The sequence below is a fragment of the Vibrio chagasii genome, assembly GCF_024347355.1.
GTDB lineage: Bacteria > Pseudomonadota > Gammaproteobacteria > Enterobacterales > Vibrionaceae > Vibrio > Vibrio chagasii.
This window is the reverse complement of sequence record NZ_AP025466.1, coordinates 1,622,030-1,639,757: the sequence shown is the minus strand read 5'-3', so window position 1 is coordinate 1,639,757 and position 17,728 is coordinate 1,622,030. Positions and strand designations below refer to the sequence as shown.

Here is a 17,728-nt window from a genome sequence, read left to right as displayed (position 1 = left end):
CGAAAAAGGTGGTTTACTCGAATGAAAAATAACACTTTCTATAAATTTGAGTGATTAAAAGCGATTAAGTTCCACGGTCAGACTCGCACCGTCATTGATGAGCTCAACCCAAGGTGATTCAACATTAGGGACATTCCACCGGCTTATTTGCTCCAAAGAGTTGTGCGAACCATTCATAAACTCGATCAACCGCTTGTCCACGATGTCAGCACTTACTCCTTCCCTTTCTGCCTGCTCAAGTTGGCTCACAACATCGAACTCATCTTCCCCAATACGAATTGAACTGAGCGCAAAACCATCTTGGCGTAGGTAAGCTTGAAGTTTGGTATAACTTAATTTGGAATATGGCAGGGTGAAACGAACGGCTTCAACACTTGATTCTCTTAAGTCTAACTCTACATACACATCAAGATCGTAATACTGCGTTAGGTCACTGCACAAATGAGTGCCTTCGATTTCGCCACAATCCATTAAATCTATGTCGTTAATATAGTGCTGGGAACTAGGCTGAGAGGGACTCGTATTAAACACGGTTCGCAGCCACCAGCTTTCACTCGCGTATACAGAGAAAGACAATATATTGAGAGCTAATAGTATGGTGAGGGCAGAAAGACTTTTCATTAATGTTGCTTATTCAAATCACTAGACGTGACTCATTATACGTAACCAATCAACCTACAACCTGTTGAGACTATGATTTAAGCTAAAAAGCAAGACTAGGCTGAACAAACACTAATCGGCAAACCTTCAATCAGACATCACAAATACCACTTAATAGATGTGTTATATTACTGAAATTAATGATTAATTTTCAAGGAATGTCATGACGGCAACGAACTATCTCAACCAACTGAATCACAAGTATCTTACTACTCACAAAACGAAAGAAGACTTCTTTTGGGATACTTACATGGGCATCAGTGACGATCATGATGGCTCAACCCTCGCTCAAACTCAGTGGACCGAATTTCTAAGCTCTGCTGAGCAGATAAAGGCTATCGAAGCCCAACTAAGTACCATTGACCAAATTCAAGACCTTCAAGAAAAAGAGAGCACCTTAACCGGGCTCAATGGTTGGTTAGCCACGTTCAAATCGCATGCTATTGAATCGCAGAATTCTCAAGCGCTAAAAGCAGACCTCATCAAGTTTGAAGCTGAACTGTTTGAGAAAAAGCAAAACCACGTGATGACTTACGTAAATGAAGTGGGACAAGAAACAGAAGGCTCGCTTCCTGTCCTAGGTTCAGCTGTGAGAAGTAACAGTAGTGAGCAAGTTAGACATTCAGCACACCAAGCCTTGCTAGGTTTAGAACAATGGCTCCTCGTGAACGGCTTTATTGAACTTATCAAAAAACGTAATAAGTTTGCCCAGTCTCTGGGGTTCAAAACATTTTTCGATTATTCCGTCGTAAAAACTGAGCAGATGACCACAGAGCAACTGTTTACGATTTTGGACGACTTTGAGGCACGTACCCGAGATAGTCACCAAAAAAGTCTCACCAACTTAGCTGCACAAAAGGGTCAAAGCGCCCTCGAAGGCCATAACTTCACCTACTCTTTTGCCGGTGACGTGATGAATGACCTCGACCCTTACGTCCCTTTCTCAAAGTCATTGAGACGCTGGATTGAGTCTTTTGGCCGCCTGAATATCGAATACTCTCAAGCCACCTTGAAGTTAGATTTGCTAGATCGCAAAGGTAAATACCCTAATGGTTTCTGTCACGGGCCTATTCCTTCTTTCTATGACCAAGACACTTGGGTGCCAGCTCAAGTCAACTTCACGAGTAATGCTAAGCCCGATCAAGTCGGCAGTGGCTATGATGGGATCAACACACTGTTTCACGAAGGTGGGCATGCAGCCCACTTTGCTAACGTGAAAATGAACGCGCCGTGCTTCTCTCAAGAGTTTGCACCGACCTCAATGGCTTACGCGGAAACGCAATCCATGTTCTGTGACAGCTTGTTGAATGACGCCGATTGGCTAAAACAGTATGCGGTCGATGCAGATGGCCAACCAGTGCCTGATGAGCTCATCAAAGCAATGATTAATAGCAAGCAGCCATTCAGAGCCTACCAAGAGCGCAGTATTCTTGTGGTGCCTTACTTTGAACGAGCGCTGTATGAGATGGCTGATGAAGATCTTACGCCTGAGAAGATCACAGAACTCGCTCGTCGTAGCGAAAAAAGCATACTCGGTTTGGATTGCAGCCCACGTCCATTAATGGCGATCCCGCACCTGTTATCAGACGAAGCCTCTTGCGCATACCAAGGTTACCTGCTGGCTCACATGGCGGTGTATCAAACGCGAGCTTACTTCACTGACAAGTTCGGTTACTTAACAGACAACCCTGAGATCGGCCCTTTATTGGCTAAGCACTATTGGTATAAAGGCAATAGCGTAAATCACAATGGAACAATAGAGAGTCTGACTGGTGAGGGCTTCAATGCCAAATACCTTGCTGACGAGTGCAACTTAACACCTGATCAAGCATGGGCAATTGAAGAGAAAAAGATCAAACAACTGGCTTCTCGTGAACGTGCACAAGTCGCAGATTTAAATGCGAAAATATCGATCGTCGACGGCGCAACTGAATTAGCGAATAATGAAGAGTCGAATGAACAAATGTGTGATGATTTTGAGCGTTTTATTATTGAAAAATACGGACGATAACCAACGTTCACTATCACTCGTGGATTAAACGATAAAAGTAAAAAAGGACGATATTAATCGTCCTTTTTCTTTTCAATATTGGCATTACGCCGTAGCGCACGCCGAGCGTGTTTCGGTATCAAATTCAATATCAACCGATTCAACGCTTCTCAAAGACTTTCTATGAATGCCATATACTTGTCCAGTCAAAACAATATAAAACTTTTCAGTTTTCAGTAAGTCCCATGCTTCATCTAAAGATTCTGCGTAGACTTTGTTTTGTGAGTCTTGTGGACGAGTACCAGCAGCTCTTCCATGTTTACGTGCCAATTCGAACAATCCATTTCGATTAGGTTTGCACGTAAACAGAGTCTCATTGCCATAAATGACACCCTTGCCAGATATGCTCTTAACCATTTTGTTTCTCCAGATAATAATCCACTCGTAACGCTTGAGTGGCATACCACATGTCGAACAGTGGATGCTTAAGCTGCGCAAAGAAGAGAATATGGTGCAAAGACCGGGCAGTAATTACACCATGACGTTCAGTCTCAATATTCGAGTTTTAAAGTCTTAGGCTCTCAAGCGCGCCTAAGCCTCGACACTACTCTTAGAAGTAGTAGTAAGCAGCTGCGAATACGTGTGTTTCTTCGTCGTATTGCGTGTTACCAATTGAGCGTGCACCTTCGATATCTTGTTTAATATCAATACCCATGTCTGCGTTATCAGCAATACGGTACATAGCTGCAACGTTGATGTACGAAGAATCTACATCTGATAGGTTATCTTCTTCGTTGGTATTGAAAGCGTAACCGGCTGCAATCGTTAGGTCATCAGACAATGTGTAACCGCCAGAGAAGTAGAAACCTGTATTCTTCATCTCATCGTTTTGATCGATCCAAGAGTTAAGACCTAGCTTCATTGAACCTAACTTCATGCTGCCAGTTACTGTGTATACTTCGTAATCTTTCTCATCGTCACGAGCTTCGTAACCCGCGTATACGCTAAATACTTCTTGCTCGATACCGATGTAACCGTTAACGCCTTTATCTGCGTCGTTATGGTCATCACCAGTCTCAAAGTAAGAGATTGCGTAAGCAATACCGTTAGTTGCGCCTTGGAACTTAACGACGTTGAATGCATCAGAAGCGTCGCCAGCAGAAGCACCAAACTCGTAAGTGTTATCACCAGCTCCGTCAACTTTATCTAGTGCCGTATCGTTTTCCCAACCGAATGAAGCGATACCGTAACCAGTGTCGAAACCTAACCACGCTTTATCAACGTCTGTCGCTGGGCCTGTATCAATGCCATTCACCCAACCAGATGTTGCTGCGTCGTTCGCTGCAACGTTATTGTCAGTTGTGTAGTTCAGCATCATGTCAGTTTCGAAGTAACCAACAAAACGGTTGTTACGGTAGCTTACCGCCAGTGTTAGACCAGTCGCCCAGTCATCGTAAAATGCTTTTGAGCCTGTGTCGTAGTAACCACCAACACCGAAAGAACCTGCTACTGAGAATTGATCTTTGTGCATAGAATCAAAAGCAAACATCTCTTCATTCTGGCTATTTTGGCTGCTTGTGCTTACAGCAAACGCTGAAGTTGAAATGCTTGCAATCGCAAGTGCTACTAATGTTTTTTTCATGATTACCACTACCTATATATTGATTCGGCCTTGTTAGTCCGGCCTTTTGGAGTGGCGCTATTGTTCAAAAATTACAGTTATTGATATACCGTGAAATTACTGAAATTTTATAGCCAAGATGAATTTAATTAAATAATGATATGTTGATATCGCTTTTATATTGAGAAACGTAAGCCAAGCGTGAAACCGATATCAGTACTGTTATCCATGTTACGAATGTTCTCAATCATCAAGGCTTCTAAAGCAAGGCGGTACAAACGATAGCGATACCCCACAACCACCTCATTTGATGGCTCCGGGAAATCTGGATCATTGGTCGACCAGCCTTGGTAGTTGAGCGATTCAAGGACCAAGCTATGGCGCTGATTCCATCGATATTCATACCCAACAGCCCAGCTAGCACTCACGTTTTCAAGTGCTAGCCTCTCATCACTAACTAAGTGACCATCGCTGTTTCGATGCACAAGGCCAATGGTAGAAAAGAAACTGTGCCTTGGAGTGATATAGCTGTAGTTGAGTTGGACACCCTGCTCGAAACTGGTTCTCGCAAACTGCCCACTTCTAACATTGTTGTAAAACAGTGAACCACCAGCCGACAGTGACATCGGCCCTCGAGAATACAGTAGTAACTCATTGTAGAAAGTAACTGCATTGGTTAGGTCGTCACCTTCGAAATCTGACACATGAACACCGGCATTATGAAAATCGATAGTGAACTGGTCTTCTGCAACCTCATCACGGCCATTCTGTCCAACACCAAACAGATCATGAAATCCCATAACAAAACTATCTAAACCGTTATCTTTTGCTGTGACAACACGATAATCGAGTTCAGTTTTCCAAATCGGAGACGCTTGCCATTGAACAGCAATATTCGACTGATTTTGATAATAATCTAAGGAATAAGCTTGTGTATGTGCCCATATACTGGCCTGCGTATAAGAGGACTTAAACTCTATCGTACCAGTCCTATTTGGTTCAGCAGAACGAAGCTGTGTAGAGAGCACATTCGAGTGAATGGGAGATTGTGCATAGACGAACATTGGAGATGCTACAGCACTGTGAAAAGGCAATATTGATAGGGATACGGTCAGAAATGTTCTTAACGCTGTCACAACTTTCTCAATGGTTTAAAACGTCCGATTCTCTTAAAAACAGCGTTCAATTAATGCAGCAAATTTACTGCTTTTCGCTAAAATACATAGAATAATGTGTTCTAAAAAAATCGAGCTAAGAACACCTTAACGATCTTTTAATGTTCACTTGCTCTCGAGCGTTTTAACGAATATCTTCACCGCGTGAATGAATAACCTAACTTTTGATAAGGATAAAATGTGAACGTCTCTAGCCGAGCTTTGAGCAATTGTTGATGAATCAGTCTGAAACTTTGATCAATAGTGATCCAAAAGATTTTACTGCAACTTGGTCCACTGCAAGCTTTGACGTTCTAGACTGGTTTGATATTGACAGATTAACCCTGTACCCAAACTCTATGGTTCTGCTCGAAGATGGGAAAACAATCTCGGTATCTAAGTCACATATTCCACCTATCGATAAACAAGACTTTTTAGGCTGCAACCATCTCGAGTATTTGAAGCTCCTCAAAACGCAAGAAACTTACTTAGAGTTTTCAGAAGAACAGCTCGCTAAAATTCAAAACGATGTGCTACGCCGAATATATAAACAAGGTGGCAAGTGGCACTGTATTATCCCTTTGCAACTGTTTAACCAACGTTGGGGCGCACTCTCTTTCACTAACTTCCACGACAATAAAACCACATTGGGCTTAGAAGACATTAAGCGTCTGAAGCTTGTGTGTGAGATGTGGCTTTGTTATTGGCAGCATTCAACATTAGCTAGAACGTTGAATCAAAGTGAGAACTTGTGGGAAGACGATAGTGATAAGCTGTTGTTGTTATCGAAGAAGCAAACCAAGGTGCTATCACTTATCGCTCAAGGGTACACTGCCAAGGAGTGTGCCGATAAATTGCACTTAAGCCCACGTACCATCGAATCACATAAGTACCGAATTCTTGGATTAATGAACCTGAATAATCACAATGAACTGGTTCAATTTGCTTTGCGTAACGGCTTAGGTATTACTGAAAATAGAGACGCGACTCGATAGATTTGTTTATCTTGGTTCCGCTACTCATCAGTTACTCGTTGCCTTCACTTAACGCGAACTTTATCTCATCAGATGAAAAACCTTTACGACTTAGCATGGCATAAGCCTTAGAGCGCTCTTTGTGGTCGTTAAGATCGTAAGACTTTTTCTGCAGCTGTTCTAAACAAGATGAGTAGAAGTCCAGCTGCTCTTCGTTGATTAATCGATCGATTAACGCAGATAGCTCGCTGGTATCGATTTGTCGTTGTTTCAGCTCTTGCTGAATGGCAGTCAAACCCTTCCCTTTTCGTGCGTATTTCAACACTTCTTTCTCCAAATCAGCTTTCTCGGCCTTGATCTGAATATTACTCTTAAGCTCATGAGCTTGCGGATGATGATCGATCGCGATTTTGACTTGTTGATAGCTGAAGCCACGTTTTTGCAGTGTCGCTACAAGCTTTTCACGGCTCATGGTAAAGCCTGAATAGTAATGATTGATTCGATCGATCAATATCATTTGTTCATCGATGTTTTTATCAGCAGATACCTTATGAATCGCATCCGAAATGACCGAGTCGGTTAGCCCTTTCTTCTTCAACTTTTCAATGATGTATCGCGATCCAAATTCGCCAAAGAAAGCTTGCTCGACAAATTGCTCTGCAAAATCCTGATCAGACTTTAGATAACCATAACCTTTCAGGTTCCTCAAGGTTTCGTCGATCCAATCTTGATTGTCCGTTTTCACTTTCAGTTTCGCAGTCAACTCGCTTTCAGTCATATCCCTCTGAGTTAAATGCCACATCGCAGAGTTCATGACGCTTTCGATTCGTCGCGCTTTTCTTACTGTTGTTTTTTTTGTGTTAGGGTTTTGCTGTGAATCATCCATTCGATTTCAACTATCCAGACTGAGCCAGCCCCATGATAACGTAATTCTCAGTTGGGTGAAGCGAGATAAAAGAATGAAAATAAGATACACCAACAAAAAATGGACGCCTATTCAGCGTCCATTTAATTACCACGTTAATCAATGAGCGATTAGCTCTCTTCGTGGTTGTATATATGCACATCACGTTGAGGGAACGGAATAGTGATGCCTTCTTCGTCGAAGCGTTTCTTCACGGTTTCCGTCACATCCCAATATACATCCCAGTAATCGTCGGTCTTAACCCACGGCCTTACTACGAAATCTACAGAAGATGTGTTCAAGGTGTGCAGTTTGATCATGTGCTCTGGTTTTTTTAGCACGAGAGGATGCGCAACAATGATTTCATTTAATACGGCTTTCGCCTTATCAATATCATCAGAATAACCAATGCCAAATACCATATCGACACGTCGAACACGCTCTGCTGTAATGTTGTTGATCACATCCCCCCAAATTTTATTATTTGGAATCACCAAGCGCTGGTTATCGATAGTCTGTACTGTGGTTGATACAAGGCTCATGTCTTTTACTGTACCTTGAACACCCGCCACTTTCACCATGTCGCCCACATCGTATGGGCGGTAGATCAAGATCATCAAACCAGAAGCAAAGTTAGATAGCGTATCTTGCAATGCGAAACCAATGATTACACCAGCGACACCGAAACCGGTTAGCAATGGTGCTAGCTCTATCCCGATTTGCGACAGCGCGATAAGCAAACCGATAAACACGACGGCTTTCGATGCAATTGACACAAAGAAATCCTGCATCAATACACTGAAGTCCATTTTAGAATGCGACACACTCTTACGAACGGTTTTGCGCGCAACGTTCGACAGTAGACGAGTTACATACAAAATACCTAAAAACAAAGCCAGCTTAACAATGAATGATGGCGTATTCTCAAACGCCCACGCACTAAATGAACGAAGCCAGCCATCTAAAAGCTCCAATGCAACATCAACGTCTAGCACATCAGCGTTAATGTCTCCCGTTGTCGCCAACAACACTCGCTTGTATGAGGTTACGTCGACACCAAACGGCTCCATCAGAGAAATTGTCTCTTCTAAGCTAGCAACCATCACGCTCGTACGCTCACTGAAGCGCTCAAGCTCCTTCTTGATAGTCGCTTTCTCTTCTTCATTAACAAACGACAAGCGTGCTTCTAAATCTTGTCGCTGCGTATCTGTGTAGAGAATCGCATTCGTTAGGTATTTAGAACGAGACACTAACGCCTTTTTCAGCGTATCTTCCGATGCAGTAACATCGACACCACGCTCTTTTGACCATGCTAATGTTTTCGCAAGCTGCTGGTAGTAGGTGTCCATCATCCCGATTCGTTTCTGAATACGTAATTCAAGACGCTTCTTAACATCGCCTTCAGCCGAACGATTTTCTTTACTCATTGAAACGATTTTATCTTCGTTCAATGTCAGTAATTTCTGTAAAAGTTCTACCTGCTGAGCCAGAACGGCATCTAGCCCTTCTTTCTTGTCTGAAGAGAGTTGTGTAAATATCTCCTCACGTAGCCCTTGGTTCTTGCGTCTCAAAATATCTTCAAGAAAGGGTTTCTCAGCATCATGCGCCGTTTCTAATGTTGCCAGATCGAGCATAAGCTGATCTTGTACTTGTGCTATCTTATCGACACTTTGCGCGAAACTTCCGAATGCGACAAACGTCAACATTAACAATAGACAACGCCAAACCTTCATCATATTAATTCCTATTACTGTCTAAATTGACCCTATAAATAGTAGTAAAAAGAAGATGGATAACAAGCATTTAAACGTATGTTGTGTTAAAACTTCGCAAAATATCAGCCCGTATCTAATATTTGAGAGTTCCAATCGCTCTCCATGATCTGTAGAGTACGCATCCAACAAAGAATAACGACTGAGATCGGCTTTAGGCGCATGCTTTAACACGCCTTATTACCCGGTATTGGTTACAGCAAGAGAATGAAAAAATGAACAACGAACTTGATGTAATTAAAACGCTTGAAGAACTAGAACAATTCCTAATTTCAGTAGAATCTGGCGGTTTAGGCCTAGAAGGTGTTGAAGGCGTTGGTATGGCGACCAATAACTCTGACGGTCGTCACTTTGTTGCTGTATTCAATAGCAGCCACCAGGTTCTACTTGCTCGTTGGATTACTGACGAAGTCTTTGAAAACGGCAAAGACCTAGTGCGTAACGGCCCACGCCGCTGTCACTAAAACGGCTAAGCAGGAAGTTAGAATACTAAGCTTCTGCAGCCACAGATAAGAATTGAACAAGCCCAATCAGATTCCAGGTGAATGATTGGGCTTTTTTGTACCCGAAATCATCGCAAACGTTTATTAGCGGCACCGTAAAAAGAAATATTAAAAAAGATCAGATTCTTATGAACTTAACTCAAATCGCGGTGCCTTAACGTCTAGGTTTGGTGATGATACACCTTTGGGCTTTGACAGTTTTATGACTTGTAGCACAAAGCAAAGTTATCTGAGCTAGCCGCCGTGAAATGAGCTGTTTGATAACTCTGTGATTAAAAATAGTTCGTCAATTTAAAGACCAAGATCCAATACTAACTGACTCTATTACTGATTGATTTGCTAAGCACACCTAGATTCTTTTTATCTCACCAAAACCGCCAACAAAAGCAATCGCTTTGGGCGCTTTTCCTTACCGGACTGGTTATCATAACTTGTCTGGCGAGTACGCTGTCTGCAAATAAAGTTACGTTTCCCAACTATTCTATTAGTCAATCAACGCGTCTTGGTACTGAAAGCAGTGATCCGCAAGCCTCTATGGCTTCGTCTGAAAAAATGTCTGAGCTTTATTCCAGCGTATTCGGATCAAAAGCATCTAAATCACTGTCTGCGCCAACTTCGAGTGCCTGTGACCTGAGCTCTAAAATGCTCACCTTCGCGACACCTAAAACTGGCTGGCTGATCCCTTTTATTCTTCTGATCGCTGTAGCATTCAGCCTTCCACCTCACATATCGAGATTATCCAGAGACAATCATCCCTCTGCTCGACCAACAAAGCACCGCTTACACTTAAAGCACTGTATATTTAGAGAATAAATAACCGGGCCATTACACCCTTTTATTTATTTTTTGGAGATACATTTGTGTACAACACACTTCTAACTAAGTTTGCCGATTGTTTGGCATTCTGCATGCGTACATGCGCGAAAACTATAGTCACTGCCCTACTGGTAATGACGTCATTCACAGCTCTGGCACAAACGACCGGCTGGCTGAGTGTGCCTGAGCACCCGCCTGTAAAGATGCGAATGATGTCGACAGGAGAACAATCCGATGACGGTTCTCAAATTCAGACCGTACTCGATGTCGTGCTCGATGGAGACTGGAAAACCTATTGGCGTAGCCCTGGTGAAGGAGGCATCCCGCCAAGCTGGGACTGGTCTGGCTCCACCAACATCGAATCAGTGGAGTGGCATTGGCCGATTCCTAAGTATTACGAACAACTCGATGTTATGACGCTAGGCTACAAGCATCATGTGAGTTTTCCGATCACGCTGACATTGAAAGACAACACGCAACAAGCAGTATTCAGGGCGTCACTCACGTTTCCGTCTTGTACCAATATCTGTGTCTTAACCGACTACGACATTGAACTGCCGATCGATCCTCACTCTTTACAACTTGATGAGCAAGCCATGTTCTTGTTCAACCAAGGCATGAGTCAGTCTCCACGCGAAGCTAATCGAGCTTCTGTGAATGGCCTGTACTGGGACAAAAGCAAACAACAATTGGTAACTCAGCTGACGAGTAAAGATGGCTGGGATAAACCTATGGTACTGATTGACGGCGAAGAGGTAATCGATGACTTCTTCTCTCAGCCTACCGTTCATATTACCGACAATACAATGACTGCGGTATTTGACGTGAGTAACTGGATTGGCGAAGTCGATCTAACCGATCGCACGGTAAGTGTTACAGTCTCGGACACGAACTTTGCCGAGGAGATGACTGCGCAAGTATGCTCAGATCCGATAGCTTATCAAGAGAGCAGTAACGGCTTTATCGCGATGATCGGTTTTGCCTTAATTGGTGGCTTGATCTTGAATATTATGCCGTGTGTTTTACCTGTATTGGGGATGAAACTAAACAGCATCATTCAAAACCAAGGTGCATCAAATCGTCATATCCGACTTTCGTTCCTGGCTTCTGCTGCTGGTGTGATTACTTCATTCGCACTGCTAGCGCTTGGTATGACACTTCTAAAAGTGGGGGGCAATGCGATTGGCTGGGGAATCCAATTCCAGAACGTTTGGTTTATTGGGTTCATGCTGATCATCACCTTGCTGTTCTCAATTAACCTATTGGGTTTATTTGAGTTCCGACTACCTTCAGATTTAAACACCTGGATGGCGACCAAAGGCGACGATTCACATTCGGGTCACTTCGTTCAAGGTATGTTTGCCACACTCTTAGCAACACCGTGCAGCGCGCCATTCCTTGGTACCGCCGTAGCTTATGCACTTGGGGCAAGCTACCAAGAACTATGGGCTATCTTCATTGCACTTGGCATTGGTATGAGTGCGCCTTGGCTAATCTTCGCGCTGTTTCCAAGCCTAACCAAATTGCTGCCGAAACCGGGCGCGTGGATGTTCAAAGTTAAGTTGGTATTTGGCTTAATGATGTTCATCACCAGTTTATGGTTAACAAGCTTACTGACCCCATTCATCGGTAAGTTCCCGACCATCCTGCTGTCTCTGTTTATTGTTGTTTCAGTATTGATTTGGATTGGCGTGAAACTAGGCAGAAAGGTACTGATTCCTATCATGGCGACCACGACTCTAACGTTTGGTGCTGCGCTCATCATTGGTAGCGTGACAGCTGATAACTGGGCGACCCCGATTGTCGATGACCTACCTTGGCAGAAATTAGATGCTAAACAAATTCCTCAGTTAGTTGAGGAAGGTAAAACGGTCTTTGTCGATGTGACAGCAGAGTGGTGTATCACCTGTAAAGCAAACAAGATCGGTGTGATTCTCCAAGACCCTGTGTACAGCCACCTACAGCAAGAAGACATTGTTTTAATGAAGGGCGATTGGACAACACCAAGCGAAAGTGTCACCCAATACCTGCAAAGCAATGGGCGATTCGGTGTTCCATTTAACATCGTTTACGGCCCTAGCTACAAAAAAGGCATCCCTCTACCCGTGATTTTAGACAGCGACACGGTTGTTCAAGCTATCGACGCAGCGAGGTAATCAATGAAAACTCCCAACGCTAAAGATACAGCTGGCACAACGGAAAGTGGCGATGCAAAGCACGAAGTGAAAAAGCAGAGCCGTCTTAAGAAGTGGGGAAAAGAGCTCGTCTCAATGATCTTGATCGTAGGCGTTGTCTCTTTTGCCATGGATCTTTATCACAGCAGAAACATGCCTCAAGGAGATGCAATTCCAATCGTGGGTCAATCGATCCAAGGTGAGGATATTGACGTCATTGAGCTCAGTAAAAATGGCAAACCAGTGATTGTCTACTTTTGGGCTACCTGGTGTGGTGCTTGCAAACTGGTGAGCCCGACCGTGAATAGCTTCAGCGATTCACATCAAGTCGTCTCTGTTGCTTTGTCCTCCGGACCTGATGAACGAGTACAACGTTTCATTGATGCGAAAAAGTATGATTTCCCTGTGATTAATGATCTTTCTGGTTCGATCAGCAGAAGTTGGGGCATCAATGTCACACCAAGTATTGTCATCATCAAAGATGGAAAGATAAGCAGTATCGCAACAGGTGTGACTTCTCCAATCGGACTTTGGCTAAGAACTTACTTTGCATAACTTATCTGTAAAACAGGCCATTGGGTCAATTTAAACCAACGAAAGAACATGAGCGCGAGCGCAACCCAATACGCGCTCGCCATTACAAGAATTTGAGATTATTAACATGAAAAAACTTCTGATTAGCACACTGATTTTAGGCTCACTAATGAGCACAAGCGCTTTCGCAGAACTAAGCAAAGAACAAACACAGCAACTTGAAGAGATTAACCAATTCCTCAAAGAGAACCCTTCTACAATTTCGGGCCTACACACCAGTTTAGAGCAGTATGTTGCAGGGCAAGCACAGGCAAAGAAAGCCCAAGCAGAAAGCCATGATTGGCTGTATAACAACGATGCCCATCCAATTACTGGAAACCCGGATGGTAAGTCGGTGATCATTAACTTCACCGACTACAACTGCCCATTCTGTAAGCGTTTAGAAAAAGGCTTAGTTCAATTAGCTTCAGAAGACAGTGATATCAAGGTCATCAATGTTTACCTGTCGTTCAAGCAGCAACAAGTGAGCGGTCTTAATACCAATGCGGCGTTATATGCGATGAAAGTTTGGAAGGATAAGCCAGAAGCTTTCCCGGAAGTTGATCGACTATTGATGGCGAAAAGTGGTATCCACACCAAGTCATCACTGCAAGCTGTCGCGGAAAAAACGGGAACTGAAGCACAATTAGAAACTACACCTGATCAAAGCCAAACACTGCTAACCAACCACCAAACGTTTAGTGCACTTGGTTTAACAGGCACACCAACATTGATGATGAATGGGCAAATCTTACCAGGGTATGTTCCTTACGATCGCTTAAAAGAAATTGTGGATGAGGCTTTTTAATCACGCTAATAAGTAAAGATAAAGCCACTCATTAAAAGCCCCAAAAGCCTACTTGTTTAACTCACAGTAGGCTTTTTTGTTTATAAGCATTTGATCGTAGCGGTTAGAGGTCATGACTGTAAGGTCATCATTTTGAAATAGAAAAACACTCTAAGTGTCACCGTCTCGCAATGGATTCTTAATCTATTCTCGTTAGCCTAAAAGCAGTTCTGTCGAAGAGTGCGAAGACGTGTTAACTCGCGACAACTGTCCTTTGACCGAGCTTGGCTCGGTCTTTTTTTAGGTGTTTCAACGGTGATAGAGCAAGTGCTTAAAGGTGAAACTCGATAGAACTTAACTCAATAAACGACAGACAAGCGCACCAGGCTCCCTCAACGCATCCACGTTGTAACTGAGAACGCGCCCTGCTGATGGCGCATGATAGCGGCGACACTCATTACCAAACGCATCATATTGAACAGCCAACAAGTCTTCCTTTTCTACACTTTGTAGAAGTTCAACTTGAGGAAGGACAAATCCACCAATATCAGCACGAATCGACACCACGTTGTTGCCTTCTACCCAATCCATTCTGGGTAGTTGCTTGTTTACGAGGTCAGATGCTAGATCAGATTCAAACATGTCATAGTAAGAGAGCATATTAAAAACGCCGTTTACAGCTCTTTGAATCATATCGGGCTGAGTGAATTTACCCATCCCTACTTCGACCGTAATACTTGGGATTCCACTTCGATTCCAAACCGTTTCAAGAATGCCGGGATCGCCAGGATCATTGAGCACGCAGTCCGGTCGCATCAGTCTTGCCATTTCTAAACATTGATCAATTCTGTAATCCGAAAATACATATAGCGGGTATACCGCACCACGAGTCTGGGTATGTAAGTCGACGGCAAAAGTAGCATTGTGCTTGAGTAAGCGCTCCCATAAAGAAGCAACAAAGCGCTCGGCTGCTAAGCCATGTGGGTCTCCGGGAAAAAGTCGATTAAGGTTCGCAGGGCAAGAACCCGGGTCCGAAGAGATAAAGTCTCGGCTATGATTTAGTAAACCTGACAGATTCACCGTTGGTACAACAGTCACGGTTCCTTTTAGCTCTTTCCCCACTAAGTCTCGGATAATTTGCTGTGCAGCCAGCACACCATTGAGTTCATCACCATGGATACCAGCGGTGATCATCAACTTAGGTCCATCTTGGCTACCTTTAAAAACAGAGACCGGCATATTTTTTGGTTGTCCTAATCCATCGCTAGTGACTTGAAACCAAAACTGATGCTCTCCAATCGGCAAGTCCTCAACATTCAAAGAGCCAACAACCTGCCTACCTTGTAAAACATCGCCTAAGTACTCTGTTCTCATCCAACTTCTCCATGCTTTTGAACAAAATCTATTCTGTTGCCAGTTTTTGCATCATAGAGGATATCGTAACCAGTACAAGCAGTTAATCAGCCAAAGAGACGCTACTCGTTTGCTCTCCCTTCCCACTTCCTCAATTTATCTTTCAGATTGAGACCGCCCCAGTTACCACTCTCCAATTACTCTATTTGGATAACTATTCACTAATCACTCAACCAGTTAAAACAAAAGTGCAATAAAATCAACACTTAAAAAAGTTCCCTATTCACTGAAATGTAATTTTATAGAAATGAAAGCTTAATTTAGCTGCTCTAAATTAGCTTCATATCGAAACGGAGAGCACTTCGCTCACGGACTTTAAAATACAAGGTAAGTGATTATGAAAAAGGCAGTTCTAGCTTCTGCAGTGGTAGCAGCACTAGTTTCAGGTTCATCTCTAGCAGCTACCGTTTACAGCTCTGACGGTACTGAGCTTAAGATTGGTGGTCGTGCGGAATTCCGTGGTGACTTCATTGGTTCAGGTGGTGCTGAAGTTGAAGGTACAATGGAAGATAAAACTCGTTTCCGTTTAAACCTTGGCGGTAAAACAGAACTTACCGATACGGTTACTGCATTCGGTTTCTACGAAGCAGAGCAAAGCACTGGCGATAGCAAGTTTGATAACCGTTACATGTACGCTGGTGTGGATTTCGATGGACAAGCAGTTTCAGTAGGCCGCCAAGACATGGCTTCAGTCATTGTATCTGACTTTACAGATATCACCGAGTTCTCAGGTGTTCAGCAAGTAATCGATGCAGCTTCAGATAAAGAAGATAGCGTATTTGCATACCGCGGTGGCTTTGATGCCCTTCAGTTAGAAGCAACTTACCAAGCAAATAGTGAAAAAGACACTGATGGTTACGGCATCTCTGGTGTTTATTCATTGCCAATCGGTCTAGACCTTGGTCTTGCATACTCTGGTCAGGATCTAGGTGCGGGTAAAGGAAGCGCAAACCAAATCCTTGCTGGCCTAGCATATTCACTAGATAACCTTTACCTAGCAGCAACTTACTCAACGGGTGACTTAAACGATAAAGCCGTTGGCCCTATCGCTGAGTCCTTCACTGCAATGGAATTCGCAGCACAATATAAAATCACTAAGCAGTTTTCTGCTGCAGCAGTATACACATACCAAGAAAATGAAGCGGCAAACGGTTCTACAGCCGACTCTGTGGATGGTATCGAGCTTGTTGGTTACTACAAACTAAACAGCAACTTCCGTACATACCTTTCTTACTACATCAATGGCTTAGATGAAGTGAAAGACGTAACTACAGGACTAACAACTGAAGGTGAAGATACGCTTCGCCTAGGTGTTCGCTACGACTTCTAATCTAAATTTACTTTAGGTAGACACTAAAAAGGTTGGGCAATTGCTCAACCTTTTTTCATATTCGAATATTCTGACCAACTTCATCAATGCTTTTTCTGGTTAAGTGGTGCTAAATCCGTATCATAGGCAAACCACATCAAATAATTAGAAACATCATGTCACAACACCATCCGATCCAAGGCGCTAGCTGGATGCTTACCGCAGGCTTAGCCTTTGCCGTAATTAACAGCCTGACTCAAATTGCTAGCATTCATTTCGGACTGACTTCTACTACCGTTGCCGTTATTCAATACGCCATCGCTTTATTAGCCATTCTTCCTTACTTGAAAACACTAGGCATTCGCCGTGCACTCCAAACCGACAACCTCAAACTGCACGTGTTTCGTGTCTTTTTGTCAGTTATTGGTATCCAGCTTTGGATATGGGCGCTCGCTTACCCTGTGCCGATTTGGCAAGGTATCGCTCTGCTGATGACCTCTCCGTTGTTTGCGACGATAGGCTCGGGACTGTTCTTAAAAGAAAAAGTTGGTGCTGCACGCTGGGGAGCAACATTAGCGGGCTTCATTGGTGCAATGATCATTCTAGAGCCATGGGCTGAAGACTTTAGTTGGGCAACCTTATTACCTGTTGGCGCTGCATTTTTCTGGGCGTGCTACTCGCTGATGGTGAAGAAACTGTCATCACAAGATAGCCCATCAACCATGGTGGTTTATCTACTGCTGTTGATTACACCGTTCAACATCATGTTAGCCGTGCCTGACTGGCAAACACCAAGTGGCACTACCATTTGGGGTATTCTGGCTGTAATTGGCGTGTTAACCGCCCTCGCACAATGGGCCATTGTAAAAGCCTACTCAGTGGCTGATGCATCCTTTGTCCAACCCTTTGATCATGCAAAATTACCTCTAAATGTACTGGCTGGATGGCTGGTATTCAGTTGGGTGCCGCCTGGTCGTCTATGGTTAGGTGCGGCAATCATTATTGCCTCTGTCGCCTTCATCACTCACTGGGAAACAAAAAAACCAGCTAAAGAGAAGAAAATTTAGAAGGTTTGAAA

Annotated in this window: 15 protein-coding genes; 8 read left to right on the top strand and 7 right to left on the bottom strand. The window is 43.5% G+C overall.

Features of this window, described 5'->3' with window-relative positions; all coding sequences use genetic code 11:
- Positions 1–54 precede the first annotated feature (54 nt).
- On the bottom strand, positions 55–621 hold the full coding sequence (locus OCV52_RS23040; protein WP_137406721.1) for a hypothetical protein: 567 nt from the start codon (positions 619–621) through the stop codon (positions 55–57).
- 202 nt (positions 622–823) lie between these two features.
- Between OCV52_RS23040 and OCV52_RS23035 the strand changes: the two genes are divergently transcribed.
- Entirely contained in the window at positions 824–2,671 is a 1,848-nt protein-coding gene (locus OCV52_RS23035; RefSeq protein ID WP_137406720.1) for a M3 family metallopeptidase, read from the top strand.
- Positions 2,672–2,755: 84 nt separating this feature from the next.
- Here the strand turns inward: OCV52_RS23035 and OCV52_RS23030 are convergent, their stop codons facing one another.
- The 3 genes from OCV52_RS23030 to OCV52_RS23020 all read right to left on the bottom strand — a co-directional run bounded on the left by OCV52_RS23030 (position 2,756) and on the right by OCV52_RS23020 (position 5,368).
- Positions 2,756–3,067 (bottom strand): hypothetical protein, encoded by a 312-nt coding sequence (locus OCV52_RS23030; protein ID WP_137406719.1) that lies wholly within the window; start codon positions 3,065–3,067, stop codon positions 2,756–2,758.
- Positions 3,068–3,260: 193 nt separating this feature from the next.
- Positions 3,261–4,292: a porin gene (locus tag OCV52_RS23025; RefSeq protein WP_137406718.1), complete on the bottom strand. Its 1,032-nt coding sequence runs from the start codon at positions 4,290–4,292 to the stop codon at positions 3,261–3,263.
- A 155-nt stretch (positions 4,293–4,447) separates the two neighbouring features.
- Entirely contained in the window at positions 4,448–5,368 is a 921-nt protein-coding gene (locus OCV52_RS23020) for a DUF3187 family protein (RefSeq protein WP_137406797.1), read from the bottom strand.
- A 293-nt stretch (positions 5,369–5,661) separates the two neighbouring features.
- Here OCV52_RS23020 and OCV52_RS23015 point away from each other — a divergent pair, with 293 nt between their 5' ends.
- The gene (locus OCV52_RS23015; protein WP_137406717.1) at positions 5,662–6,420 is read left to right on the top strand and encodes a response regulator transcription factor; all 759 of its coding nucleotides are present in this window, start codon (positions 5,662–5,664) and stop codon (positions 6,418–6,420) included.
- Between the two features lie 31 nt (positions 6,421–6,451).
- On the opposite strand, the gene OCV52_RS23010 is transcribed toward OCV52_RS23015, so the two are convergent.
- On the bottom strand, positions 6,452–7,285 hold the full coding sequence (locus OCV52_RS23010; protein WP_137406716.1) for a RecX family transcriptional regulator: 834 nt from the start codon (positions 7,283–7,285) through the stop codon (positions 6,452–6,454).
- A gap of 149 nt (positions 7,286–7,434) precedes the next feature.
- On the bottom strand, positions 7,435–9,039 hold the full coding sequence (locus tag OCV52_RS23005; RefSeq protein ID WP_137406715.1) for a mechanosensitive ion channel family protein: 1,605 nt from the start codon (positions 9,037–9,039) through the stop codon (positions 7,435–7,437).
- Between the two features lie 251 nt (positions 9,040–9,290).
- Between OCV52_RS23005 and OCV52_RS23000 the strand changes: the two genes are divergently transcribed.
- The 4 genes from OCV52_RS23000 to OCV52_RS22985 all read left to right on the top strand — a co-directional run bounded on the left by OCV52_RS23000 (position 9,291) and on the right by OCV52_RS22985 (position 13,949).
- On the top strand, positions 9,291–9,539 hold the full coding sequence (locus OCV52_RS23000) for a hypothetical protein (protein WP_137406714.1): 249 nt from the start codon (positions 9,291–9,293) through the stop codon (positions 9,537–9,539).
- Positions 9,540–10,486: 947 nt separating this feature from the next.
- Positions 10,487–12,550 carry a protein-disulfide reductase DsbD family protein gene (locus OCV52_RS22995; protein WP_137406796.1) on the top strand — a complete coding sequence of 688 codons (2,064 nt, stop codon included), beginning with the start codon at positions 10,487–10,489 and terminating at the stop codon, positions 12,548–12,550.
- A gap of 3 nt (positions 12,551–12,553) precedes the next feature.
- Positions 12,554–13,123: a protein disulfide oxidoreductase gene (locus OCV52_RS22990; RefSeq protein WP_137406713.1), complete on the top strand. Its 570-nt coding sequence runs from the start codon at positions 12,554–12,556 to the stop codon at positions 13,121–13,123.
- Positions 13,124–13,229: 106 nt separating this feature from the next.
- Positions 13,230–13,949 carry a DsbA family protein gene (locus OCV52_RS22985; protein ID WP_137406712.1) on the top strand — a complete coding sequence of 240 codons (720 nt, stop codon included), beginning with the start codon at positions 13,230–13,232 and terminating at the stop codon, positions 13,947–13,949.
- A gap of 333 nt (positions 13,950–14,282) precedes the next feature.
- On the opposite strand, the gene OCV52_RS22980 is transcribed toward OCV52_RS22985, so the two are convergent.
- Positions 14,283–15,302, bottom strand: coding sequence for a succinylglutamate desuccinylase/aspartoacylase family protein (locus tag OCV52_RS22980; RefSeq protein ID WP_137406711.1), 1,020 nt, complete (start codon positions 15,300–15,302; stop codon positions 14,283–14,285).
- Between the two features lie 376 nt (positions 15,303–15,678).
- Here OCV52_RS22980 and OCV52_RS22975 point away from each other — a divergent pair, with 376 nt between their 5' ends.
- Together OCV52_RS22975 and OCV52_RS22970 are read left to right on the top strand one after the other, a co-directional pair.
- Positions 15,679–16,671: a porin gene (locus OCV52_RS22975; RefSeq protein ID WP_137406710.1), complete on the top strand. Its 993-nt coding sequence runs from the start codon at positions 15,679–15,681 to the stop codon at positions 16,669–16,671.
- Positions 16,672–16,826: 155 nt separating this feature from the next.
- A complete protein-coding gene (locus OCV52_RS22970) occupies positions 16,827–17,717 on the top strand; it encodes a DMT family transporter (RefSeq protein WP_102426392.1) in 891 nt (296 codons plus the stop codon).
- Positions 17,718–17,728: the final 11 nt, after the last annotated feature.

Excerpts from the sequence above, each read along its gene's own strand:
- OCV52_RS23040 (WP_137406721.1), bottom strand. The coding sequence starts at position 621 with ATGAAAAGTCTTTCTGCCCTCACCATACTATTAGCTCTCAATATATTG.
- OCV52_RS23035 (WP_137406720.1), top strand. The coding sequence starts at position 824 with ATGACGGCAACGAACTATCTCAACCAACTGAATCACAAGTATCTTACT.
- OCV52_RS23030 (WP_137406719.1), bottom strand. The coding sequence starts at position 3,067 with ATGGTTAAGAGCATATCTGGCAAGGGTGTCATTTATGGCAATGAGACT.
- OCV52_RS23025 (WP_137406718.1), bottom strand. The coding sequence starts at position 4,292 with ATGAAAAAAACATTAGTAGCACTTGCGATTGCAAGCATTTCAACTTCA.
- OCV52_RS23015 (WP_137406717.1), top strand. The coding sequence starts at position 5,662 with ATGAATCAGTCTGAAACTTTGATCAATAGTGATCCAAAAGATTTTACT.
- OCV52_RS23010 (WP_137406716.1), bottom strand. The coding sequence starts at position 7,285 with ATGGATGATTCACAGCAAAACCCTAACACAAAAAAAACAACAGTAAGA.
- OCV52_RS23005 (WP_137406715.1), bottom strand. The coding sequence starts at position 9,039 with ATGATGAAGGTTTGGCGTTGTCTATTGTTAATGTTGACGTTTGTCGCA.
- OCV52_RS23000 (WP_137406714.1), top strand. The coding sequence starts at position 9,291 with ATGAACAACGAACTTGATGTAATTAAAACGCTTGAAGAACTAGAACAA.
- OCV52_RS22995 (WP_137406796.1), top strand. The coding sequence starts at position 10,487 with ATGCGTACATGCGCGAAAACTATAGTCACTGCCCTACTGGTAATGACG.
- OCV52_RS22990 (WP_137406713.1), top strand. The coding sequence starts at position 12,554 with ATGAAAACTCCCAACGCTAAAGATACAGCTGGCACAACGGAAAGTGGC.
- OCV52_RS22985 (WP_137406712.1), top strand. The coding sequence starts at position 13,230 with ATGAAAAAACTTCTGATTAGCACACTGATTTTAGGCTCACTAATGAGC.
- OCV52_RS22980 (WP_137406711.1), bottom strand. The coding sequence starts at position 15,302 with ATGAGAACAGAGTACTTAGGCGATGTTTTACAAGGTAGGCAGGTTGTT.
- OCV52_RS22975 (WP_137406710.1), top strand. The coding sequence starts at position 15,679 with ATGAAAAAGGCAGTTCTAGCTTCTGCAGTGGTAGCAGCACTAGTTTCA.
- OCV52_RS22970 (WP_102426392.1), top strand. The coding sequence starts at position 16,827 with ATGTCACAACACCATCCGATCCAAGGCGCTAGCTGGATGCTTACCGCA.